This is a genomic window from Micromonospora sp. WMMD980 (assembly GCF_029626035.1).
GTDB lineage: Bacteria > Actinomycetota > Actinomycetes > Mycobacteriales > Micromonosporaceae > Micromonospora.
Genome location: NZ_JARUBE010000003.1, coordinates 1,536,361 through 1,550,012 on the forward strand (window position 1 = coordinate 1,536,361; position 13,652 = coordinate 1,550,012).

Below are 13,652 nucleotides of genomic sequence, written 5' to 3' on the forward strand. Positions count from 1 at the left end.
AGCAGACCACGGACCCCGGACCCGGTCAAGCACCGGCACACGCAAACGGCGGACGAGCCCGCAGGCCCGTCCGCCGCCCCGCCTCGCGGCGGTCAGTTCGGATGCGTCCCGATCGCCTCGATGACGCGGGGACGCAGCTCGGCGGCGCGGATCACCGCGTCCACCGAGCCGACCTCGACCGCGCGCTGGATGCTGTGCACCCGGTCGAACTCGGTGGCCACCTCGCCCAGCTTCTCCGCGCGCACCGACGAGCGCAGCTCGTCCAGTTCCGCGGTCAGCGTGGCGCGGTCGGTGACCGCGGCGGCCGAGATCCGGCCCTCCAGCTCGCGTACCCGGGGATCGGTCGCGGTGCGCGCGGCGACCTCGCCGGCGAAGACCACGGCGGCGGCCGGCGCGCCGCCGAGCACCGAGGCGTACGAGCCCTCGATCGCCAGCACGGTCATGGCCGGGTTGAGCGCCTTGGAGAACACCACGAACGCGCCGCCGTGGTAGCGCGAGATCACGCAGAACACGATCGGGCCGCGGAAGTTGACGATCGCCCGGCCGATCTCGGCGCCGTACTCCAGTTGCAGCTTGCGCATCGACTCCGGCGAGCCGTCGAAGCCGGACAGGTTGGCCAGCACCACGAGCGGCCGGTTGCCGCTGGCCGCGTTGATCGCCCGCGCCGCCTTCTTCGAGGAGCGGGGGAACAGCGTGCCGGCGGTGTAGGTGTCCGGGCCGTCGGTGGGCGGGAAGCCGTGCCGGGGCACCGACCGGGACTCGATGCCGAGCAGGCACACCGGGATGCCGCCGAGGTGCACGTCCTGCACCACCGCGGTCTCCGCGTCGGCCATGCCGGCCCACCGCTCCAGCACCGGATGGTCCTGGTCGGCGAGGGCCCGCATCACGGTACGGATGTCGAACGGCTTCTTCCGGTCCGGGTTCGCGGTGGCCGAGAAGATCTCCCCGACCGTGGTGAAGTCGCTGCCGGCCACCGTGTGCGGGAACGTGGTCACGTCCCGGTCCACCGGGTCGGTGGTGGCCGCCCGCCGCGGCGCGTCCTCGCCCGGCGCCACGTACGTGTGGTCGTAGTGCGCCATCAGCACGTCGCGCGCGGCCGGCAGATCCGGCGCCCAGTACTGCGCCTGCCCGTTCGGGCCCATCACCCGGTCGTAGCCGCCGATGCCGAAGTTGTCCTCGGCGGACACGCCGCCGGAGAAGTCCAGTGACTGCTTGCCGGTGAGCACCATGGCCGAGTCCGGCGTCATGACCAGCACACCCTTGGTGTGCATGAGCATCGTGGCCTCGGCGTTCCAGTAGGGCTGGGCGCCCACGGTGATGCCCGCCACCACGATGTTGATCTCACCGCCGGCCTGGGTGAACTCGACGATCCGCTTGAGCGCGGCGGCGACCCAGTCCATGTTCTCGGTGCCCGAGGTCATCGAGATGCGGGCGCCGGCGGAGAGCGCGTACCACTCCAGCGGCACGCCCAGCCGCTCGGCCAGGTCGAGCGCGGCGATCACCCGCCGGCACTCCGGCTCGGAGAGTGCGCCGAGCGACTTGGTCGGGTCGCCGAGAAGCACCACCCGGGTGACGCCCTGCGGGTGCCGAGGCGTCGGTGTGGTCACCACGCCGGCCACGATCGCCGCGGAGTTGCGGCCCTTGGGCCGGTCCACCGGCACCAGCTCGTGCGCGGCGTCCAGGTCGTGCTCGGTGAAGTCGCCGAGCAGGCCGGTCAGCTCGTACGGGTAGACCGTGTTGCGGCTGGCCGCGCGCAGCACCTTGAGGCGGTAGTCGTCCAGCGGCTGGACCGCCTCGGTCGGCGGCTCGCCGACGGTGAGCCGCCCGTGCCCGGTGACGTCGAAGGTGATCCGCACGCCGACCTTGACCAGCTCGCCGGTGCGACGGTCGCGCTGCCGCCCGATGAACAGGATCTCCTCCAGATCGGCGCCGACCGTCGTCGGGGCCACCCGGGCGGCGATCAGCTCCATCTCCTCGCGGGTCAGCTCGCTCGGCGGCCAGACGTAGATGACGATCCGGTTGGTCGGGAACCGGACCTTCGACGGCCGCCGGGACTGCGCCCGGCGGATCGAGTCGATGCAGGCGGCCACCGTGTCCTCGGTGGTCGGCAGCGCGACCAGCCGACCGTCCTGCTCCCGCAGCTCGGTCAGGTCGCGTACCTGCGCGAACGCCACCAGCCGCTGGTCGGACGGGTTCTCCCGGGCCGCCGCCTGGAAGAGGTAGACCTCCTCGTCCAGCGAGGGCAGCCGGGTCAGGTCGAACCCGTGCAACCGCTCCAACTGCATCCGCTGCGCGATGTACGGGTGCAGGCCGCGGATCAGCCGTGCCTCGGCCATCGCGGTGCTGTCCGGGCGGAACGTGAAGTGGTGGTGCATCACCGCGCCGCTGCGCCCGGCAACGGTGGTGGTGAGCCGGCGGACCCGCTCGGGCAGCGGGTGCGCGTTGATCACGTCGAGCAGCGCGGCGGCGGTGGCGTCCTGGTCCTCCGGCTGGCTCTCCCAGGCCAGGTAGATGTCGGCGTCGACCGCCTCCTCGCCCTGGGACACCTCGGCCAGCCCGCGCAGCGCGTCGCCGAGCGCGTCGAACCGGACCGCGGCGGAGACGACGCTCGACGAGGCGCGGCCGGCCACCACGAACACGCAGCCTCCGGCCGTGCGGGTGCGCACGCCGGTGAGTGCCTTGTTGCCGTAGTAGCGGCGGGTCAGCACCTCCAGCATGGTGGCGTTGTCGAGGTTGTCGCGGACCAGTCGCTGACCGAGCAGCCGGACCAGCGGCTCGGTGCTGCGCACCATGTCGGCCACCCGCTCGGCGCGGTCCGGCGCGTCCGGGTGGGCGTCGAGGTGCCGCAGGTGGGCGCGGACCCGCGCGTACACCCGGGCCCGGTTGCGGCGCAGCAGCGGCTGGGCGAACCAGGCGAAGACCACGCCCCGGGCCAGGTCGGCGACGACCGGGAAACGGACCTGGGTGGCCGCGATCAGCCGTTCCAGGGCCAGGCCCGCCGGCTCGCGCAGCGCCTCGTCCGGCGGCGGCTCCCGCAGCCACGAGCGCAGCAGCGCGGCGATCGCGGTGGCGTCGGCGGTGGCCCGCTGCTGAGCCAGGAAGATCCGGAACACCGCGGCCTCGAGCGCCGGGGAGCGGTCCAGCTCGGTGACGCCGTAGTGGCCGAGCGCCTTGGCCAGGCGGGCCCGGAACGGCTCCGGCGACCCGGCCCGCTCCACGTCGAGGCTCTGCAGGTAGGTGTGGAAGTGCTCGCGGGCGCTGTGCAGGTGACCGCCCGGGGCGTCCTCGCCGGAGGGCCGGTTGCGGCTCAGCTCGGCCAGGTCGGCGAAGACGTCGACCAACTCCAACTCCTCGGCCAGCGGCCGGTGCCCGGCGTCGGTGGCGGCCCGCCGCGCGTCGAGGTAGTCGTCGAGCACCCGGCGCTCGTCGTGCGGGTCGACGTCGAAGCCGAGCAGCAGGCCGCGCAGATCCTCCCGGCCACGCTCGGCCCGGCTGCGCGCCGGCGCGTCGGCGGGCGCGGCCGGCAGGTCCAGCTCCACGGCCGGCTCGTCCGGTGCGGCGGCGGTCTCGTCGTCGGTGTCGGCGAGCGGCTCCAGGCGCAGCAGCGGCGCGCCGGCCTCCACCTGGGTGCCGACCGCGACGGCGGACTCCTTGAGGCGGGCCCGGAACGGCGCGCGCAGCACCGTCTCCATCTTCATCGCCTCCAGCACCAGCACCGGCGCGCCGGCCTCGACCTCCGCGCCGATCTCCAGCGGGGTGGCGACGACGAGCGCCGGCATCGGGGAGCGGACCACGCCGCCCTCGTCCCGGCTGATCCGATGCGTGACGCCGTCCACCTCGACCAGGTGGACCGGCCCGTGGACGCCGGTGAGCAGCCGGTAGCGGACCCCGTTGACGACGATCTGCCCCGTGTGCCGGTCGAAGCGGTCCAGCTCGACGTCCGCGGTGCGGGCGTCGCCGCCGACCTCGACACCGACCCGGAACCGGTGCGCGCCGACCCGGGCCACCCGCATCCGGTAGCTCACCCCGCGCAGCTTCAGGTCCAGCGGCCGGCCGCTGCGGTGCTGCACCTGCGGGCGGCCGCCGGCGGCGGTGGACAGCAGCCGTTGCCGTTCGGCGGTCTCGTCCTCCTCGTACGCCTCGATCGCGGCGGCGGCCAGCGCCACCGCGGAGTGCCGGTGCGCGACGAGCCGGCCCTCGCCCCGGACCCGGTCGATCCAGCCGGTGTCCGCGCTGGCGTCGATCACCTCGGGTTGGTCGAGCAGGTCGAGCACGAAGCTCTTGTTGGTGGCGCCGCCCTCGATCACCACGATGGTGTTCGCCATCGCCCGGCGCAGCCGGCCGAGCGCCTCGTCCCGGTCCCGCCCGTACGCGATGATCTTGGCGATCATGGAGTCGAAGTCGGCCGGGATGGTGTCGCCCTCGCTGACCCCGGTGTCCACCCGGATGCCCGGCCCGGCGGGCAGGTCCAGCCGGGTGATCCGGCCGGGGGAGGGGGCGAAGTCCCGGTCCGGGTCCTCGGCGTTGAGCCGTGCCTCGATCGCGTGCCCGCGTTCGACCGGCGGCGTGCCCTCCAGCCGGCCGCCGCCGGCGACGTGCAACTGCGCCTTGACCAGGTCGAAGCCGGTGGTCGACTCGGTGATGGGGTGCTCGACCTGGAGCCGGGTGTTGACCTCCAGGAAAGCGAACAGCCGGTCGCCGGGGTGGTAGAGGAACTCCACCGTCGCCGCTCCCCGGTAGCCGACCGCCACGGCCAGCCGTTCCGCGGACGCCTTCAGCTCGGCGGTCTGCTCCGGGCTCAGCACCGGCGACGCGGACTCCTCGATCACCTTCTGGTTGCGCCGCTGCACCGAGCAGTCCCGGACGCCGAGCGCCCACGCGGTGCCCTGCCCGTCCGCGATCACCTGCACCTCGACGTGCCGGGCGCCGGTGACCAGGCGCTCCAGGAACACCACGCCGCTGCCGAACGCCCGGGCGGCCTCCTGGCTGGTGCGCTCGTAGGCGTCGACCAGGTCGGCGTCGCTGCGGACCACCCGGATGCCGCGCCCGCCGCCGCCCGCGGTGGCCTTCAGCATCAGCGGGTAGCCGATCTGCTTCGCGGCGGCCACCGCCGCCTCCAGGCTCTCCACGGCGCCGCGGCTCCACGGTGCGACCGGCACACCGACCTCCTCGGCGATCAGCTTCGCGCCGATCTTGTCGCCGAGCTTGCGCATGGCGTCCGGGCTCGGCCCGACGAACGTGACGCCGACCTTCTCGCACAGCTCGGCGAAGGCCGGGTCCTCGGCCACGAAGCCCCAGCCGACCCACGCGGCGTCCGCGCCGGTCTCCACCAGCGCGCGTTCCAGCACCTTCAGGTCGAGGTACGGGCGGGCGGAGGCGGGCCCGAGGTCGTAGGCGACGTCCGCCTCGCGGACGAACGTGGCGGTGCGGTCGACGTCGGTGTGGAGCGCGACGGTCTCGATCCGGCTGCCGGTCTCCGCGGCCAGTTCCCGGACCGCGTGGATGAGCCGCATGGCGGCCTCACCACGGTTGACGATGGCGACACGGGTGAACACGTGACCGTCCCCTTCGGTTGACCCACGGTGTAGCGCCGGGCGGCGGCGGTGCCCCCGGCCTGCCTCACCCTTCCGTCTGCCAGCGAGTGGCGCCATATCGTAATCACCGAACCCTGACCGGGAGCCGTTGTAGGAACCCAACAAAAGTTTTTAGCGGAAATGCGGACGGCGCCGGGCCCTCGCGGGTCCGGCGCCGTCCGGCGTTCGTGGGGCTGTGGCTCAGCCCGGGATCTCGCGGGGGTCGCGGCTGCGCGGGTACGTGTTCTTCTCGCCGATCGTGCCGTCCTGCTTCTTGATCACGTGCTCGGTGCCGCGCTCGGCCGCCATGTCCCGGCCGGCCGCCTCCGCCTCCGCCTTGGTGTCGTGGCGGCTGGTCGCCCGGTCGTTGCCCTCGGGGCGGTTCTTCCACTGCCCGTCCTGCTGGTAGGTGTCGATGTCGCCCTTGGCCATGCCGTCGCTCCCTCGGATCCGTGGTCGATGACGAATGTCTGCCCCGGGGAGCCGTGGGCTAATCCTGCCGCGTTCCGGGCCGACGCGGGTGGGCGCGTGTCGGTTGCTCGATATCTTGCCGGGTTCCGTCATCCGGGCGGTGGGGTCGACCCGGGGTCCCGCAGGGGTGACCCCGATCGCGTTACCCGTCAGCAATTTGCCGGTCCGGCAAGGATCCTTGCCGAACCGGCGGCCCGGGCGCACGATGGCGGGACCGGGCCGCCGACGTGCCCGGTGGCGAAGGAGGCAGGCATGACCGGACACCACCACCCGCACCGCCAGGACCCGCCGGCGGACACCGACCCGGCCGAGTTCTGGGACGGGCGCTACGGGCAGTCCGACCGGATCTGGAGCGGCCGGGTGAACCCGGTGCTCGCCGAGGTGGCCGGCGCGCTGCCGCCCGGCACCGCGCTCGACCTGGGCTGCGGCGAGGGCGGTGACGCCATCTGGCTGGCCCGGCAGGGCTGGCAGGTCACCGCCGTGGACATCTCCGCCGTCGCGTTGGAGCGGCTCGCGGTCGAGGCGGAGCGGGCCGGCGTGGCGGACCGGATCACCGCCGTGCGCCGCGACCTGCTGGCCGACGGCTTCCCGACCGGCTCCTTCGACCTGGTGTCGGCGCAGTTCTTCCAGTCCCCGCTGGCCCTGCCCCGGGAGAAGGTGCTGCCCCCGGCGGCCGAGGTGGTGGCGTCCGGCGGCCGGCTGCTCGTCGTCGAGCACGGCGCCCCGCCGCCCTGGTCCGGCCTCGACCCCGACGACCCGCGGTTCGCCAGTCCGGCCGAGATCATCGCCGCGATCGACCTCGACCCGGACGGCTGGGAGACCGAGCGGCTCGGCGAGTCCCGCCGCACCGCCACCCACGACGGCCACACCGGTGAACTGGTCGACCACGTGGTCCTGGTCCGCCGCCGCTGAGCCGCGCGGCGACGGACCGCGTCACACCGTCACGCCCGCACCGGCGGGTGGGGCCGGGTCAGCAGCAGGACCAGCAGGCCGGCGCCGCACAGCGCGGTGCTCATGACGTACGCCCAGCGGAAACCCGCCTGCGCGGCGATCCCGAGCAGCGGACCGGCGAGCATGGCGCCGATCGGGAACGAGTTGGTGAACAGCGTGGTCGCCCGCCCGGGTTGGCCGGGCAGCAGGTCCTGCACGTAGGTGATGGCGACGCCCGACACCGCCGCGATGAACGTGGCGTTGACCGGCTGCGCCAGCAACAGCACCGCGACGGACGGCGCCGCGGCGGCGACCGCGTAGTAGACGACGCCGCATCCGGCGCCGAACAGGATCAGCGGGCGCAGTGGGACCCGCGCGGTCAACGCCCCCAACCCGAGCATCAGGGGGATCTCCAACGCCGCGCACAACCCCAGCACGAGCCCCGCGTCGGCCGGCTCGCCACCCAGGTCCCGGCCGATGAACAGTGGCAACGCCTGCACGCCGAGCGTCATCGGGCACTGCACCAGGACGAACGCGGCCACGGTGAACACCAGCCGCCACCGCGGGGCCCCGGGCAGCTCGGCGCCCGGGGCGTCGACGGCCGGCCGAGCCGCGAGCGGCAACTCCTCCAGTCGGAGGGCGGCCACCAGCGCCGCCGTCGCGTACATGCCGGCCGCCACGCCGTAGACCAGCCGGAAGCCGCCGACCGAGAGCAGCACGGCGGCCAGCGCCGGGCCGGCCACCCAGGCCAGCGAGAACACGGTACGCATGACGCTGATCCCCAGGGCGGCCCGGCCCGGACTGTCCCGGTCGAGGAGTTGGCGCGCGTAGGCGAACGACTGCGGGAACAGCGAGTTGGCCAGCGCGACGGCGGTCACGGTCAGCGCCAGCAGGACCCAGTAGTCGCGGACGAAGGCGGTCAGGCCCGCCCCCACCATCCCGGCCAGCGCCGCGCCGACGAGCAGCCGGCGACGGATCGGCCACCGGTCCGACAGGCGGCCGACCAGCGTGGAGACCGCGACGCCGGACAGCGGCGCGACGACCAGGAACACGGTCACCCGCACCGGCCCCGCGCCGACCGCGCTGTCCAGGAACAGCGACAGGAACGGCAGCACCACGGCGACGGACAGGCCGACGCTGAGGAACATCAGCGCAAGGGGGAGCAGGCGAAGGCGGCCGGCGCGCGCCGCCGGCCTGGTGTCCACAGCCATGCGGCGCACGCTACGCCCTACCCCCGACCGGCCCGAAGCGGTTTAGCGCCCGCAAGGACCGGATGTTGAGAAGGGGCCCCGCCGATGCGGAATGCGTCAATCGGGGGCCCCGCCTCACACCTCAGCCGACGGCGGTGGCCGAGGGGGGCGCGCTGCCGCCGCGCGGGGCCTCCGGCGTCATCAGTCGGACGATCTCCGCCCGGTCGGCGGCGGACGGCAGCCCCCACTCCGGCCGGTAGCCGTACACCTGGTCCAGCGGGGTGGCGCTGGTCCGGCCGTCGACGATCTCGACGGAGTCGGTGCCGATCAGGCCGGGATGCTCGACGCCGCACGCCTCGGCGACCTTGACCAGGTCGCGGCGGAGCGTGCGGAGGTAGTTGGCCGCGCGCACCGACTTGCGGGCCGGTTCCAGGCCGCGGGCCAGCCACGCGTTCTGGGTGGCGACGCCGGTCGGGCAGGTGTCCGTGTGGCACTTCTGCGCCTGGATGCAGCCGATCGCCAGCATCGCCTCCCGGCCCACGTTCACCATGTCGGCGCCGAGCGCGAACGCGACCACCGCGTTGTCCGGCAGGCCGAGCTTGCCGGCGCCGACGAACACCACCTGCTCGTGCAGGCCGCGTTCGGCGAACGTCCGGTAGACCCGGGAGAAGCCCTGCTGGAACGGCAGCGACACCGAGTCGCTGAAGATCAGCGGGGCGGCGCCGGTGCCGCCCTCGCCGCCGTCGACGGTGACGAAGTCCACGCCCCGGCCGGTGTCGCGCATCAGCGTGGTCAGCTCCGCCCAGAAGCCCAGGTCACCCACGGCGGACTTGATGCCGACCGGCAGGCCGGTCTCGGCGGCGAGCAGCTCCACCCAGTCCAGCAGGCTGTCGCAGTCGGAGAACTCGGCGTGCCGCGACGGGCTGACGCAGTCCTGCCCCGCCGGGATGCCCCGGGTGGCGGCGATCTCGGCGGAGACCTTCGCGGCCGGCAGCAGGCCGCCGAGGCTCGGCTTGGCGCCCTGACTGAGCTTGATCTCCAACGCCCGCACCGGCGCGCCGGCCACCAGGTCCTTGAGCCGGTCCAGGCTGAACCGGCCGCGCTCGTCCCGACAGCCGAAGTAGGCGGTGCCGAGCTGGAAGACCAGCTCACCGCCGTTGCGATGGTATGGCGACAGCCCGCCCTCGCCGGTGTTGTGCAGGCAGCCGGCGAGCGCGGCGCCCCGGTTCAGCGCCTCGACCGCGTTGCCGGAGAGCGAGCCGAAGCTCATCCCGGAGATGTTGACCACCGACTCCGGCCGGAACGCCCGCGCCCGCCCACGGGCCGCGCCCAGCACCTTGGCGCACGGCAGCGCCACGTCGTGCCCGGCGGCCGGGGTCGACGGGGGCACGGCCCGGCCGAACGTACGGTGCTTGATGATCGGGTAGCCGCGGGTGTGCTCGATGTCGTTGTCGGTGCCGAACCCGAAGTAGTTGTTCTCCTGCTTCGCCGACGCGTACACCCAGCGTCGCTGGTCACGGGTGAAGGGCCGTTCCTCGTCGTTGCCGGCCACGATGTACTGGCGCAGCTCGGGCCCGATCGACTCGATCAGGTAGCGGGCGCGGCCCAGGACGGGGAAGTTGCGCCGCAGCGCGTGGTCGCGTTGCAGCAGGTCCCGCGCGGCCATGGCGGCGACGGCGGCGACGGCGGTGGGTACGGCTCTCCTGGCCCAGCTCATCCCGGCACTCTTTCCGCTGCGGCGACCGGTCAAACTCCGGTGGAACCTCTGCCGCCCGGGCGGTGTCATGTCAGGGAAGTGGACCGAGGCGGAGGTTGCCCTGGACGACGAGGAGATCGTCACCCGCGTACGCGCCGGTGACCGGGAGGCGTACGACCTCCTGGTCGCCCGGCACACCGCGTCCGCGTACCGGACGGCGGTGCTGCTGGGCGCCGGTCCGGACGCGGAGGACGTCATCCAGGAGGCGTTCGTGAAGGCGTACCGGAAGTTGTCCCGCTACCGGGGTGACGCGTCGTTCCGGTCCTGGCTGCTCGCGATCGTGGCCAACGAGAGCCGCAACCTGCACCGCTCGCGCGGGCGGCGGGACGGGCTGGTGCTGCGGGCCGCGGCGGCGGAACCGGCGACCGGGGCCACCGAGGCGGACGGGCTCGGCGCGGTCCTCGCCGCCGAACGCCGGACGGCGCTGGTGGCGGCGCTGCGCCGGCTGCCCGCCCGGGACCGCGAGGTGATCACCTGCCGGTACCTGCTCGACCTCACCGAGGAGGAGACCGTGACCGTGCTGGGGCTGCCCCGGGGCACGGTGAAGTCGCGCACCCACCGCGCCCTGGCGAAGCTGCGTGGCCTGCTCGACCGCGAGGTGGCGCACCGTGGATGAGCTGGAGCGGGAACTGCGGGCCCTGTCCGCCTGGCTGGAACCGGCCGCGCCGCCGGACGTGGCCGCCCGGGTCCACGCCCGCGTCGCCGCGCCACCGCGCCGGCGCTGGCGGTACTGGTTGTCCGCCGCGCTCGCCGCGCTGCTCGTGGCGGCGCTGCCGCCGGGGCGCGCCGCCGTCGCCGACGCGGTGTCCGGGTTGCTGCGGTTCGCCGGCGTCGTCGTGGACACCTCGGCCACCCCGGCGCCACCCACCGGTACGCCGTCGCCGCTGCCGGGGCAGCGTCCGGTCGGCCTGGTCGAGGCGCAGCGGCAGGTCCACTTCCCGATCCGGGTGCCGGCCCGGCTCGGCGCCCCCGAGCGGGTGCTGGTGGCCGACCCGGACGGCGCGGGCGCCCACCGGGTGGCGAGCCTGCTCTGGCGGGGCGGGGCGTTGCGCCTGGACGCGTTCGACGGTTCGCTCGACGTCGCGTTCCACAAGCGGGCCGCCGGCGCGGACGTGACGTTCACCCAGTTGCACGGCGACTTCGCGATCTGGGTCGGTGGCCCGCACGCGCTGGCGTACGTCGATCGGCGCGGGACGGTGCGGGTGGCCACCGCGCGCCTGTCCGCCGCGACGCTGATCTGGCAGGACGCCGGGGTGAGCTATCGCCTGGAGGGCGACCTCACCGAGGGCGAGGCGCTGGACATCGCGGGCTCGCTGGGCTGAGCGGGGAACCTCCCGGGCGTGGCCGGTGTCCTGCTGACAGGTTCGTCGTCGATAGATCGGGGGTGCCGGATGTCCCGTCCGGGCAGGATCTCGCTGGTGTCGGTGCTGCTGCTGGGCGGCTGCGCGAGCGCCGGATCGCCGACTCGGCCACCGGCCGCGTCGGATGCCGCGCCGGCCGGGTCGAGCGCCGCCGCACCGGCCGCGTCGACCGGCTGTCACTCCCCGGTGGCGACCGGTCGGCTGCCGGACTGGGCGGACGCCGGGTTCAGCGGCGACACCCGGATGCCGCACGTGTTCGGTGACCGGGGCGAGATCGTCGCGATCCTGTTCGGGCACCCGCTCACCGTCAGCCGGAGCGAGGGGCCGACCAACAAGATCCTCTGGGTGTGGCGTCCGGCGTCCGCCTCGCCCGACCCGGCGGCGTCCACCACGCTGGTGATCACCGCGACGCTCGACGGCGACGGCACCCGGGTCACCCGGGAGGTGGCCGGCGGCCCCGGACCGTCCATCGTCGACCTGCCCGCGCCCGGGTGCTGGCACCTGCGGCTGGCCTGGTCCGGCCGGGTCGACACGATGGACCTCGCCTACGCCGCCGCCTCGTGAGGCGGGCATGGCCGCGCCCGCTCCGGGTAACGCCGGGTCATGGCGAAGTACACGAAGCCGGAACTCCGGGAGCAGCTCAAGGAGGAGATCAAGGCCTCCGACAAGGGGGGCCGGCCGGGGCAGTGGTCGGCCCGCAAGTCGCAGCTGCTGACGAACGAGTACAAGAAGCGTGGCGGGGGCTTCGCGGGTCCGAAGGACGCACGGCAGCGCTCGTTGCAGCGCTGGGGCGGCGAGCAGTGGCAGACCCGCTCCGGTGACACGCGGGCGCGGCACGACGGCGAAACCGAGCGCTACCTGCCGAAACAGGCATGGGAGGAGCTGTCGGAGAAGGACCGGCGGGCGACCGACACCCGCAAGCGGCGCGCCTCGCGCTCCGGCCGGCAGTACGTCCCGAACACCGGCCCGGCGAAGCGGGCCCGGCGGGACGCGACAGCCGCCGAGCAGGTCAACGAACTGCCGGTGGCCGAGGCGGTCAAGCTGGTGCGCGACCTCGGCCGGCGCCAGCTCGACGCGGCGCTGCGCCGGGAGCGCCGTGGCCAGGCCCGCAGCACGCTGATCCGGCGGCTGGAGTCGGAACTCCGCCGCCGGACAGCGTGAGCGTGACCTACCGGCGCGGCTGTTGCGGTATGCGGGGCAGCACGAACGGCGGCCCGGAGTAGATGAGGTCCGCCTTCAACTCCTGGTACGACCGCTTCGGCCGGTAGTTCTCGTCGTAGACGGTGGCCAGGCCCTCCGGCGGGTCCGAGAACGCGCCCGGCACCCAGGAGTGCTTGTCGGTGAAGCCCCAGAGCGTGAACGACAGGCAGTGCCGCTCGGCCAGGCAGGCCCGCAGCAGCGTGCTGAAGTTGGCCGCGGAGGCCTGCAACCGGGGGTTGATCTCGGCGGAGTCGCCCGCCTGCACCCCGGCGGTCATCTGGCTGCGCACGTCCACCTCGGTGAACGCCGTCGCCAGTCCCAGGCCGGCGAACTTCCGCAGCGCGGCGACGACCTGGAGGGTGTCGTAGTTGCCGTACTGGGTGCCCAGGTGCCCCTGGCTGCCGACGCCGTCGATCGGCACGCCACGGGCCCGCAGGTCACGAGCCATCTCATAGACGAACTGCGTCTTGTCGTCGGCCGGGTTGCCGGAGCCGAACGCCTCGATGTTGTAGTCGTTGTAGAACAGCAGCGCCTTCGGGTCGGCGGCGCGGGCCCAGCGGAACGCGTCGGCGACGTAGCCGGGGCCGAGGTGCTGCGCCCAGAAGCCCTTGTAGTGCAGGGTGGACGGGGTGTCCCAGGGGTCGCTGACCGCCTCGTTGACCACGTCCCACTGCCAGATCTGGCCCTTGAAGTGGCGGACCACGGCGGTGATGTGGTCGCGCAGGATCTGCCGCAGCTCGGCGGTGTCGATCGAGCCGTCCGCGACCCCCTCGGTGAGCCAGGTCGGCAACTGGTTGTGCCAGACCAGCACGTGGCCGCGGACCCGCTGCTGGTGCTGGCGGGCGAAGGCGGCCAGCTCGTCGGCCGGGCCCCAGTCGTAGGTGCCCCGGGTGGGCTCCAGGCTCTCCCACTTCATCACGTTCTCGGCGGTGACGGTGGAGAACTCGGAGCCGGCCAACTCCCGGTAGCGGGGCTCGGCGGCGTTGTCGAGGGTGGCCATGTCGACAGCGGTGCCGACGTACAGGCCGTGGCGCTTGGCCAGGTCGCGCAGGCTCTGCGTGGTCGGGTCGTAGGGGCGCCCGGCGGTGGCGGGCACGACGTTGAGGGCGGCGGCGGTCGCGACGGCGACGAGGCCGGCGGCGAGCCAGCGGCTCGGTTTCATGGTGGTCCT

10 protein-coding genes are annotated in these 13,652 nt (G+C 73.9%); 5 read left to right on the forward strand and 5 right to left on the reverse strand.

The genetic code is table 11. The features are described from left to right. Positions 1-92 precede the first annotated feature (92 nt). Positions 93-5,555 carry a carboxyl transferase domain-containing protein gene (locus O7618_RS07440; RefSeq protein ID WP_278105239.1) on the reverse strand — a complete coding sequence of 1,821 codons (5,463 nt, stop codon included), beginning with the start codon at positions 5,553-5,555 and terminating at the stop codon, positions 93-95. A 219-nt stretch (positions 5,556-5,774) separates the two neighbouring features. Next, a complete protein-coding gene (locus O7618_RS07445) occupies positions 5,775-6,005 on the reverse strand; it encodes a DUF2188 domain-containing protein (RefSeq protein WP_278105240.1) in 231 nt (76 codons plus the stop codon). A 291-nt stretch (positions 6,006-6,296) separates the two neighbouring features. Here O7618_RS07445 and O7618_RS07450 point away from each other — a divergent pair, with 291 nt between their 5' ends. Next, positions 6,297-6,956: a class I SAM-dependent methyltransferase gene (locus O7618_RS07450; RefSeq protein WP_278105241.1), complete on the forward strand. Its 660-nt coding sequence runs from the start codon at positions 6,297-6,299 to the stop codon at positions 6,954-6,956. A 29-nt stretch (positions 6,957-6,985) separates the two neighbouring features. Here the strand turns inward: O7618_RS07450 and O7618_RS07455 are convergent, their stop codons facing one another. Together O7618_RS07455 and O7618_RS07460 are read right to left on the reverse strand one after the other, a co-directional pair. Then, positions 6,986-8,185 (reverse strand): sugar efflux transporter, encoded by a 1,200-nt coding sequence (locus O7618_RS07455; protein ID WP_278105242.1) that lies wholly within the window; start codon positions 8,183-8,185, stop codon positions 6,986-6,988. A 121-nt stretch (positions 8,186-8,306) separates the two neighbouring features. Beyond that, positions 8,307-9,881 (reverse strand): FMN-binding glutamate synthase family protein, encoded by a 1,575-nt coding sequence (locus O7618_RS07460; protein WP_278105243.1) that lies wholly within the window; start codon positions 9,879-9,881, stop codon positions 8,307-8,309. Between the two features lie 67 nt (positions 9,882-9,948). Between O7618_RS07460 and O7618_RS07465 the strand changes: the two genes are divergently transcribed. From O7618_RS07465 to O7618_RS07480, 4 genes are all read left to right on the forward strand, one after another. Continuing rightward, positions 9,949-10,536: a sigma-70 family RNA polymerase sigma factor gene (locus O7618_RS07465; protein ID WP_278105244.1), complete on the forward strand. Its 588-nt coding sequence runs from the start codon at positions 9,949-9,951 to the stop codon at positions 10,534-10,536. Further along, on the forward strand, positions 10,529-11,242 hold the full coding sequence (locus tag O7618_RS07470; protein ID WP_278105245.1) for a hypothetical protein: 714 nt from the start codon (positions 10,529-10,531) through the stop codon (positions 11,240-11,242). Before O7618_RS07465 ends, O7618_RS07470 begins: the two co-directional genes overlap by 8 nt. A 69-nt stretch (positions 11,243-11,311) precedes the next feature. Beyond that, entirely contained in the window at positions 11,312-11,845 is a 534-nt protein-coding gene (locus O7618_RS07475; protein WP_278105246.1) for a hypothetical protein, read from the forward strand. 39 nt (positions 11,846-11,884) lie between these two features. Continuing rightward, complete coding sequence (locus O7618_RS07480; RefSeq protein ID WP_278105247.1) at positions 11,885-12,442, forward strand: DUF5872 domain-containing protein; 558 nt, start codon at positions 11,885-11,887, stop codon at positions 12,440-12,442. A 7-nt stretch (positions 12,443-12,449) separates the two neighbouring features. Here O7618_RS07480 and O7618_RS07485 read toward each other — a convergent pair whose 3' ends face one another. Continuing rightward, positions 12,450-13,643 carry an endo-1,4-beta-xylanase gene (locus O7618_RS07485; RefSeq protein WP_278105248.1) on the reverse strand — a complete coding sequence of 398 codons (1,194 nt, stop codon included), beginning with the start codon at positions 13,641-13,643 and terminating at the stop codon, positions 12,450-12,452. Between the last annotated feature and the right edge of the window lie 9 nt (positions 13,644-13,652).